This is a genomic window from Kluyvera sp. 142486 (genome assembly GCF_046569695.1).
GTDB lineage: Bacteria > Pseudomonadota > Gammaproteobacteria > Enterobacterales > Enterobacteriaceae > Kluyvera.
In genome coordinates this window covers 30757-39893 of sequence record NZ_JBKHUI010000003.1, presented here as the reverse complement: position 1 = coordinate 39893, position 9137 = coordinate 30757, and the positions used below count along the sequence as shown (strand labels likewise).

Below are 9137 nucleotides of genomic sequence, written 5' to 3'. Positions count from 1 at the left end.
CTCCCGTGGCTTAGTCGTTTTGCATCATCTGCTCAAGCTGTTCCTGCGCCTCAAGCCATGCCATTTCGCATTCTTCCAGCCCGGACTTGGCGCTGGCCTGAAGCTGCAAGCATTCGGTCATTTCGGCTTTACGACCAGGTTCATACAGGCCGCTGTCGCCGAGCTTCTCTTCTGCTTTTGCCAGTTGGGCGTTGAGCTTCTCCATCTCTTTTTCCAGACGGGTAATCTCTTTACGCAGCGGCTGCGTTAGGGTGCGCAGTTCTGCTTCGCGGCGCTTCTGGTCTTTACGTGATTGAGCGCTGTTGGCGTTATTCTCTTTCGGCGTGTCGTCGGCCTGGTTTTCCAGCTTCTGCACGTCGCTCAGCCACTGCTGATAATCTTCCAGGTCGCCGTCGAACGGTTCGACCTTCTTATCATGCACCAGATAGAGATCGTCGGTGGTGGAGCGAATCAGGTGACGGTCGTGCGAGACCACAACCAGCGCGCCTTCGAAGTCGATTAATGCTTCGGTCAGCGCCTGACGCATGTCGAGGTCAAGGTGGTTGGTCGGTTCATCGAGCAGCAGCAGGTTCGGACGCTGCCAGACGATCAGCGCCAGCACCAGACGCGCTTTCTCGCCGCCGGAGAAGCGGGCGGTCTGCTCGGTGACTTTATCGCCCTGGAAGCCGAAGCCGCCGAGGTAGTCACGCAGCTTCTGTTCGAGCTCCTGCGGTGCCATACGTGCCAGATGCTGCAACGGGGATTCATCCGCGCGCAGGAATTCCAGCTGATGCTGGGCGAAGTAGCCGAGCTTGATGCCTTTGGCGAGGCCGATTTCACCGTGCAGCGGCTCAAGTTCGCCCGCCAGTAGTTTAATCAGCGTCGACTTACCCGCGCCGTTACGGCCCAACAGGCCGATGCGCGAGCCCGGTACCAGGTTCAGCTTAATAGATTCCAGAATCGTGCGGTCACCGTAGCCGGCACTCACCTTTTCCATCTTCAGCAGCGGGTTCGGCAGGCTTTCTGGCGCGCGGAAGCTGAAGTGGAACGGGTTATCGACGTGGGCTGGGGCAATCAGCTCCATGCGCTCAAGCATCTTGATACGGCTCTGCGCCTGTTTGGCCTTGGTAGCCTTGGCACGGAAACGGTCGATATAGCTTTGCAGATGCGCCACGCGCTCCTGCTGGCTTTCGTACATCGCCTGCTGCTGAGCCAGGCGGGTGGCACGCTGCACTTCAAACGAGCTGTAGTTGCCGGTGTACTCGAACATGGTTTCCTGTTCGATATGAATAATTTTGTCGATAACCGGGTCAAGGAAGTCGCGGTCGTGGGAAATCAGAATCAGCGTGCCCTGATAGCTTTTGAGCCATCTTTCCAGCCAAATAACCGCATCGAGGTCGAGGTGGTTTGTCGGTTCATCGAGCAGCAGCAGGTCGGAGCGGCAAATCAGCGCCTGCGCCAGGTTAAGACGCATACGCCAGCCGCCTGAGAAGTCGCTGACCGGGCGATCGAGTTGTTCGTTGCTGAAGCCGAGGCCGTGCAGCAGGCTGGAGGCACGAGAGCGGATAGTCCACGCATCAATCGCGTCCAGCTTGCCGTGAACGGTGGCGATGGCGTGGCCATCATCGCGCTCGTTGGCGTCATTAAGCTGAGCTTCGAGCTGGCGGTATTCGCGGTCACCGTCAATGACATACTCCAGAGCAGGCTGCGGCAGCGCAGGGGTTTCCTGGTTTACCCACGCCAGCTGCCAGCTGCTCGGATAGGTAAAGTTGCCGCCGTCGGCGCTTATCTCGTTTTTCAGCAGCGCGAGCAGCGTGGATTTGCCGCAGCCGTTTTTGCCCACCAGGCCGACTTTCTGCCCTGGGTTGATGGTGGCCGATGCGTTATCCAGCAGGACACGCACGCCGCGACGAATTTGTAACGAGGAGAAAACAATCATAAGGCGCCGTATGTTCTGAATATGTTAAATTGTCATTGTGGTAATGTAGTGTGGTAAGCGAATCGCAGACCGGGCCGCAATGGTAGCCCAAAACGATGACTATACACAAAATCATTCAGGTTGCGTCCCGCTACCAGAAAGAGGATGTGATTGACGCCCGGGAGGGGAATGATGTCACAGACGGCGAAAGTCCTGCTTGTCTATGCCCATCCGGAATCACAGGACTCGGTGGCTAACCGGGTTTTGCTCAAACCGGCTTCGCAGTTAAGCAACGTAACCGTGCACGATCTCTACGCGCACTACCCTGATTTTTTTATCGATATCCCTCGCGAGCAGGCGCTGCTGCGCGAGCATGATGTTATCGTGTTTCAGCACCCTCTCTATACCTACAGCTGCCCGTCGCTCTTGAAAGAGTGGCTGGACCGCGTGCTTAGCCGTGGTTTTGCCAGCGGCATCGGGGGAAACCATCTGGAAGGGAAGTACTGGCGTAGCGTGATTACCACCGGGGAACCGGAAAGCGCTTACCGCCATGACGGGCTCAATCGCTACCCGATGAGCGATATCCTGCGTCCGTTCGAACTGACGGCCGCCATGTGCCATATGCACTGGCTGAGCCCAATCATCATCTACTGGGCGCGGCGTCAGCCGCCCGATGAGCTGGCAAACCATGCGAAAGCCTATGCCGACTGGCTAGCAGCGCCGATAACGGCAGGGGGGCGATGATGGAAGGTTCTGATTTATTACTGGCTGGAGTGCTATTTCTTTTCGCGGCGGTGGCCGCGGTGCCACTGGCAGCGCGGCTGGGTATCGGCGCGGTATTAGGTTATCTGCTGGCGGGGATCGCCATCGGCCCGTGGGGGCTCGGCTTTATCAGCGACGTGGATGAAATTCTCCACTTCTCTGAACTGGGCGTGGTGTTCCTGATGTTTATCATCGGCCTGGAACTGAACCCGGCCAAACTGTGGCAGCTACGGCGCCCCATCTTTGGCATCGGTGCGGCGCAGGTGATTTTCAGCGCGGCGATCCTCGGCGGGCTATTGATGCTCACCCACTTCTCCTGGCAGGCGGCGGTGATTGGCGGGATTGGCCTTGCCATGTCATCGACCGCAATGGCGCTGCAGCTGATGCGTGAGAAGGGAATGAACCGCAGCGAATCCGGGCAGCTTGGCTTCTCGGTGCTGTTGTTCCAGGACCTGGCGGTGATCCCAGCGCTGGCGCTGGTGCCGCTGCTGGCCGGTGCCGGTGACGAACATTTTGACTGGCAGACCGTCGGCTTAAAGGTGCTGGCCTTCGGCGGCATGCTGATTGGCGGGCGCTACCTGCTGCGCCCGGTATTTCGTTTTATCGCCAGCTCCGGGGTGCGCGAAGTCTTTACCGCCGCCACGCTGTTGCTGGTGCTGGGATCGGCGCTGTTTATGGACGCGCTGGGGCTGTCGATGGCGCTGGGCACCTTTATCGCTGGCGTCCTGCTGGCGGAAAGTGAATATCGCCACGAGCTGGAAATTGCCATCGAACCGTTTAAAGGGCTGCTGCTGGGGCTATTCTTTATCTCGGTGGGAATGTCACTCAATCTCGGCGTGCTCTACACCCATCTGCTGGTGGTGATTGGTTGCGTGGCGCTGCTGGTGGCGGTGAAAACGCTGGTGCTGTATCTGCTGGCGCATCTGCACGGTATGCGCAGCTCCGAGCGGATGCAGTTTGCCGGCGTGTTGAGCCAGGGCGGTGAGTTTGCCTTTGTGCTTTTCTCTGCTGCCTCGTCGTTCAAAGTCTTTAAGGGCGACCAGATGTCGCTGTTGCTGGTGGTGGTGACGCTGTCGATGATGACCACGCCGCTGCTAATGAAGCTCGTCGACCTCACGCTGTCGCGCCGCTTTAACGGGCCGGAAGAGGAAGACGAAGCGCCGTGGGTGGATGACGATAAGCCGCAGGTGATTGTGGTGGGCTTCGGTCGCTTTGGGCAGGTGATTGGTCGCTTATTGATGGCTAACAAGCTACGAATCACCGTACTGGAGCGTGACATCAGCGCGGTTAATCTGATGCGCAAATACGGCTATAAGGTTTACTACGGCGATGCAACCCAGGTTGAATTGCTGCGTTCGGCAGGTGCCGAGCAGGCGCAGTCTATAGTGATCACCTGCAACGAGCCGGAAGATACCATGAAGCTGGTGGAAATCTGCCAGCAGAACTTCCCGCATCTGAACATTATGGCCCGTGCGCGAGGACGTGTGGAGGCGCACGAACTGCTGCAGGCGGGCGTGGTACAGTTTTCCCGTGAGACCTTTTCCAGTGCGCTGGAACTGGGGCGCAAGGCGCTTATCTCCACCGGTATGCACCCGCATCAGGCGCAGCGCGCGCAGCTGCACTTCAAGCGGCTGGATATGCGTATGCTGCGAGAGCTGATGCCGGTCCATAGCGATACTCAACAAATTTCTCGCGTGCGGGAAGCGCGACGAGAGCTGGAGGAGATCTTCCAGCGCGAAATGCAACAAGAGCGGCGGCAGCTGGATGGCTGGGACGAATTTGAATAGAAGGTGAGTATGGCGGTACGTAAACGTTTTATCGCGGGCGCGAAGTGCCCGTCGTGTCAGGCCCAGGATTCAATGGCGATGTGGCGCGAGAATAATATCGATGTGGTTGAGTGCGTTAAGTGCGGACACCAGATGCGGGAGGCTGATAAAGAAGCCCGCGAACACGTTCGCAAAGAGGAACAAGTGATCGGTATTTTTCATCCGGAGTAGCGATCCGTGCTGTCTTTTTTTAAGCTTATGGGTACACGGGTGTAGAATTCCGCTACAATCTGCGCCACTAAAATATTCCCATGCTCAGGAGATATCATGAAAGTAGCAAAAGACCTGGTGGTCAGCCTGGCCTATCAGGTACGTACAGAAGACGGTGTATTGGTTGATGAGTCTCCGGTAAGTGCACCGCTTGACTACCTGCATGGTCACGGTTCCCTGATCTCCGGCCTGGAAAACGCGCTGGATGGTCACGAAGTTGGTGATAAATTCGACGTTGCTGTTCAAGCTAACGACGCTTACGGTCAGTACGACGAAAACCTGGTGCAGCGTGTTCCTAAAGACGTCTTCATGGGCGTTGACGAACTGCAGGTTGGCATGCGCTTCCTGGCTGAAACTGACCAGGGTCCAGTACCGGTTGAAATCACCGAAGTTGAAGACGACCACGTTGTGGTTGACGGCAACCACATGCTGGCTGGCCAGAACCTGAAGTTCAACGTTGAAGTTGTTGCTATCCGCGAAGCGACCGAAGAAGAACTGGCTCACGGCCACGTTCACGGTGCGAATGGTCACGACCACGATCATGATCATGACCACGACGGTTGCTGCGGCGGTCACGGCCATGACCACGGTCACGACCACGGCGGCGAAGGCTGCTGCGGCGGTGGCGGTAAAGGCCACGGCGGCTGCGGCTGCCACTAATCCCTCTCGTTCTTTAGAACGATGGAGACAAAAAAAGCGGGGAATACCCGCTTTTTTTTACGCCTCAATAATGAGGTGGTGGCGTCTCTTCAGACTGTGACGCCATGTTTGACGGCTGGCTGGCCTTGAGCTTTTCGGTCAGCAGGCGTAGATGCTCGCGCAGCTTCGCCATCTCCATCTCGTGCGCTGTGACCGTCATGTTAAGGTCATCAATGGTGATCTCCTGAAAGGCCAGACGGCTTTCAAGCTCAGCCAGACGCGCTTCGATAGTCGTTTCCTGCATGATGTCCTCTCTACTGTTATCACCGCAATCGCGGCGGATTCTACGCAACTTTGCCCGACCGCGCAGCCTCTCATTGCGACGCTGGAAACTAATTTAAACAAAAAGAGTCTGAAAAGAGTCGATATGAGAAGCGTTCATATGTAGATTTCCTCTACAACGTTCTATAGTACGCTTCTCATTTAGTTAACATTGGGGCGAGAGGCCCCGGCCCTGGAGAGATGGATGAAATCACTGTTTAAAGTAACGCTTCTGGCAACCACAATGGCCGTTGCACTGAATGCACCTCTGACCTTCGCAGCAGACGCTGCTAAAGCTGCTCCAGCTGCGGACGCGAAAGCGGCTCCGGCAGCAGACAGCAAAGCTGCATTCAAAAATGACGACCAAAAATCTGCCTATGCACTGGGCGCATCGCTGGGTCGTTACATGGAAAACTCTCTGAAAGAACAGGAAAAACTGGGCATCAAACTGGATAAAGACCAGCTGATCGCCGGTGTTCAGGACGCGTTTGCTGATAAGAGCAAGCTGTCCGATCAAGAGATCGAACAAACTCTGCAGGCGTTTGAAACTCGCGTGAAGACCTCCGCTCAGGCGAAGATGGAAAAAGACGCGGCTGATAATGAAGCAAAAGGTAAGGCTTTCCGCGACAAGTTCGCCAAAGAGAAAGGCGTGAAAACCGCTAAATCCGGCCTGCTGTACAAGGTAGAGAAAGAAGGTACCGGCGACGCGCCGAAAGACAGCGACACCGTTGTGGTTAACTACAAAGGTACCCTGATCGACGGTAAAGAGTTCGATAACTCTTACACCCGCGGTGAACCTCTCTCCTTCCGTCTGGACGGCGTTATCCCAGGCTGGACCGAAGGTCTGAAAAACATCAAGAAGGGCGGTAAAATCCAGCTGGTTATCCCACCGGATCTGGCTTACGGCAAAACCGGCGTTCCGGGTATTCCGGCTAACTCCACCCTGGTCTTCGATGTTGAACTGTTAGACATCAAACCGGCACCGAAAGCCGATGCGCAGCCAGACGCTGCACCGGCTGATAAAGCGGCCGAAGCCAGCAAAAAATAAGATAGCGAAAGCCGCCGCCCAATGGGCGGCGGCTTTTTATTATCTACAGGATATAATTAATGCTGGAAAGCGCCTTATGCGCTGTATTACTTTAGATGCCCCTAATAGTGATGAGCCTGCCCTGACAACATAACGACAGGCTCCTGAAAAGGAGTGCTTTTTTTCATGTCCAGGTCGCTTTTAACCAACGAAACCAGTGAACTTGATTTACTGGATCAACGTCCTTTCGATCAAACTGACTTCGATATTCTAAAATCCTACGAAGCGGTTGTGGACGGGTTGGCGATGCTCATTGGTTCCCACTGCGAAATCGTGTTGCATTCACTTCAGGATCTAAAATGCTCGGCAATACGCATCGCGAACGGCGAACATACCGGGCGTAAAATCGGTTCTCCGATTACCGATCTTGCGCTGCGCATGCTGCATGATATGACCGGGGCAGATAGCAGCGTTTCCAAATGCTATTTTACTCGCGCCAAAAGCGGCGTATTGATGAAGTCCGTCACCATCGCAATCCGTAACCGCGATCACCGGGTTATCGGCTTACTGTGCATTAACATGAACCTCGATGTCCCGTTCTCGCAGATCATGAACACCTTTATTCCGCCGGAAACGCCGGAAGTCGGTTCTGCGGTTAACTTCGCTTCCTCCGTTGAGGACCTGGTCACCCAGACGCTGGAGTTCACTATCGAAGAGGTGAATGCCGATCGCAACGTTTCCAATAACGCCAAGAATCGCCAGATCGTGCTTAATCTTTATGAGAAAGGCATCTTTGACATCAAGGATGCGATTAACCAGGTAGCCGATCGTCTGAACATCTCCAAACACACCGTCTATCTCTACATTCGTCAGTTCAAGAGCGGTGATTTCCTGGGGCAAGATAAGTAATGCGTTTTGCTCTGATGGTGACCGGCCCCGCCTATGGCACTCAGCAGGCCAGCAGCGCGCTGCAGTTTGCTAAAGCCGCGCTGGCGGAAGGTCACGAGATAGCCTGCGTATTTTTCTATCGGGAAGGGGTCTATAACGCCAATCAGCTGACCTCACCCGCCAGCGATGAATTCGATTTGGTCCGCGCATGGCAGTCACTACACGACGAAAATGGCGTAGCGCTTCACATCTGCGTGGCCGCTGCGCTGCGTCGTGGCGTTACTGATGAAACCGAGGCCCGACAGCTTGGTCTGGCAACGTTCAATCTCCAGCCCGGTTTTTCGCTGAGTGGATTAGGCTCACTGGCCGAAGCCGCGCTGACCTGCGATCGAATGGTACAGTTCTGATGAAACGAGTTGCGTTTGTTTTTTCCTCCGCTCCGCACGGCAGTAGCGCCGGCAGGGAAGGGCTGGATGCGCTACTGGCGACATCAGCCCTGAGCGAAGACCTTGGCGTGTTTTTTGTGGGCGATGGCGTGTTTCAGCTACTCAGCCAGCAGCAGCCGGGCGTTATTCTCGCTCGCGACTACATTGCCACCTTCAAGCTGCTCTCGCTCTACGATATCGAAAATTGCTGGATCTGCGCGGCATCCCTGCGTGAGCGCGGACTGACGGCAGAGACGACGTTTGTCACCGACGTTGAACCGCTGGAAGCCGATGCGCTGCGCCAGTGTCTTAACGACTACGATGTGATCCTGCGCTTTTGAGGCCCTCATGCTGCATACGCTACGCACCTCTCCCTGGCATGCCGACATTAGCGGAATGACCCGCCTGATGGACGACGGCGATGACCTGTTGCTGATCGCCGATGGCGTGCTGGCCGCAGTTGAAAACAGCCGCTTTCTTGAAATTCTCCGCGCCGCCCCCATATCCATCTACGTGTTGAATGACGATGTGCAAGCACGCGGTCTTTGTGCTCAAATTTCGAGCGATGTCATCATGGTCAGCTATACTGACTTCGTCAGGTTAACGGTAAAACACGCCGCTCAGATCGCCTGGTAGCATCTTTGCCGTTGTATATTTCTTGACACCCTTTCGGCATGGCCCTAAAATTTCGCGTCCTCATATTATATGAGGCGATTTATTACGTGTTTACGAAGCAAAAGCTAAAACCAGGAGCTATTTAATGGCAACAGTTAACCAGCTGGTTCGCAAACCACGTGCTCGCAAAGTTGCAAAAAGCAACGTGCCTGCACTGGAAGCCTGCCCGCAGAAACGTGGTGTATGTACCCGTGTATATACCACCACTCCTAAGAAACCAAACTCCGCACTGCGTAAAGTATGCCGTGTGCGTTTGACTAACGGTTTTGAAGTTACCTCCTACATCGGTGGTGAAGGTCACAACCTGCAGGAACACTCCGTGATCCTGATCCGTGGCGGTCGTGTAAAAGACCTTCCGGGTGTTCGTTACCACACCGTTCGTGGTGCGCTTGACTGCTCCGGCGTTAAAGACCGTAAGCAAGCTCGCTCCAAGTACGGCGTGAAGCGTCCTAAGGCTTAATGGTTCT

Annotated in this window: 12 protein-coding genes; 10 read left to right on the top strand and 2 right to left on the bottom strand. The window is 55.4% G+C overall.

The window, feature by feature from the left end; translation table 11 throughout:
• Positions 1–10: 10 nt before the first annotated feature.
• The gene (locus tag ACLGE8_RS04355; RefSeq protein WP_410996728.1) at positions 11–1918 is read right to left on the bottom strand and encodes an ABC transporter ATP-binding protein; all 1908 of its coding nucleotides are present in this window, start codon (positions 1916–1918) and stop codon (positions 11–13) included.
• Positions 1919–2089: 171 nt separating this feature from the next.
• On the opposite strand from ACLGE8_RS04355, the gene kefG reads away from it, so the two are divergent.
• From kefG to slyD, 4 genes are all read left to right on the top strand, one after another.
• Positions 2090–2641 carry a glutathione-regulated potassium-efflux system ancillary protein KefG gene (gene kefG / locus ACLGE8_RS04350; RefSeq protein ID WP_410997117.1) on the top strand — a complete coding sequence of 184 codons (552 nt, stop codon included), beginning with the start codon at positions 2090–2092 and terminating at the stop codon, positions 2639–2641.
• On the top strand, positions 2641–4446 hold the full coding sequence (kefB, locus tag ACLGE8_RS04345) for a glutathione-regulated potassium-efflux system protein KefB (RefSeq protein WP_410997115.1): 1806 nt from the start codon (positions 2641–2643) through the stop codon (positions 4444–4446). Before kefG ends, kefB begins: the two co-directional genes overlap by 1 nt.
• Before the next feature lie 9 nt (positions 4447–4455).
• Complete coding sequence (locus ACLGE8_RS04340; protein ID WP_035894371.1) at positions 4456–4656, top strand: YheV family putative zinc ribbon protein; 201 nt, start codon at positions 4456–4458, stop codon at positions 4654–4656.
• Positions 4657–4752: 96 nt separating this feature from the next.
• Entirely contained in the window at positions 4753–5355 is a 603-nt protein-coding gene (gene slyD / locus ACLGE8_RS04335) for a peptidylprolyl isomerase (protein WP_035894370.1), read from the top strand.
• Between the two features lie 64 nt (positions 5356–5419).
• Here slyD and ACLGE8_RS04330 read toward each other — a convergent pair whose 3' ends face one another.
• Complete coding sequence (locus tag ACLGE8_RS04330; protein ID WP_035894369.1) at positions 5420–5638, bottom strand: protein SlyX; 219 nt, start codon at positions 5636–5638, stop codon at positions 5420–5422.
• Positions 5639–5860: 222 nt separating this feature from the next.
• Here ACLGE8_RS04330 and fkpA point away from each other — a divergent pair, with 222 nt between their 5' ends.
• The 6 genes from fkpA (at position 5861) to rpsL (ending at position 9130) form a co-directional block, all read left to right on the top strand.
• The gene (gene fkpA, locus ACLGE8_RS04325; RefSeq protein WP_410996725.1) at positions 5861–6703 is read left to right on the top strand and encodes an FKBP-type peptidyl-prolyl cis-trans isomerase; all 843 of its coding nucleotides are present in this window, start codon (positions 5861–5863) and stop codon (positions 6701–6703) included.
• 165 nt (positions 6704–6868) lie between these two features.
• Positions 6869–7591 (top strand): transcriptional regulator, encoded by a 723-nt coding sequence (locus tag ACLGE8_RS04320; RefSeq protein ID WP_035894367.1) that lies wholly within the window; start codon positions 6869–6871, stop codon positions 7589–7591.
• Entirely contained in the window at positions 7591–7977 is a 387-nt protein-coding gene (gene tusD, locus ACLGE8_RS04315) for a sulfurtransferase complex subunit TusD (protein WP_410996723.1), read from the top strand. Before ACLGE8_RS04320 ends, tusD begins: the two co-directional genes overlap by 1 nt.
• A complete protein-coding gene (gene tusC, locus ACLGE8_RS04310) occupies positions 7977–8336 on the top strand; it encodes a sulfurtransferase complex subunit TusC (RefSeq protein WP_410996721.1) in 360 nt (119 codons plus the stop codon). The genes tusD and tusC overlap by 1 nt, the downstream gene beginning before the upstream one ends.
• A gap of 7 nt (positions 8337–8343) precedes the next feature.
• Positions 8344–8631, top strand: a complete 288-nt coding sequence (tusB, locus tag ACLGE8_RS04305; protein ID WP_410996719.1) for a sulfurtransferase complex subunit TusB — start codon at positions 8344–8346, stop codon at positions 8629–8631.
• 124 nt (positions 8632–8755) lie between these two features.
• Entirely contained in the window at positions 8756–9130 is a 375-nt protein-coding gene (gene rpsL, locus ACLGE8_RS04300; RefSeq protein WP_000246815.1) for a 30S ribosomal protein S12, read from the top strand.
• The last annotated feature ends 7 nt before the right edge of the window (positions 9131–9137 follow it).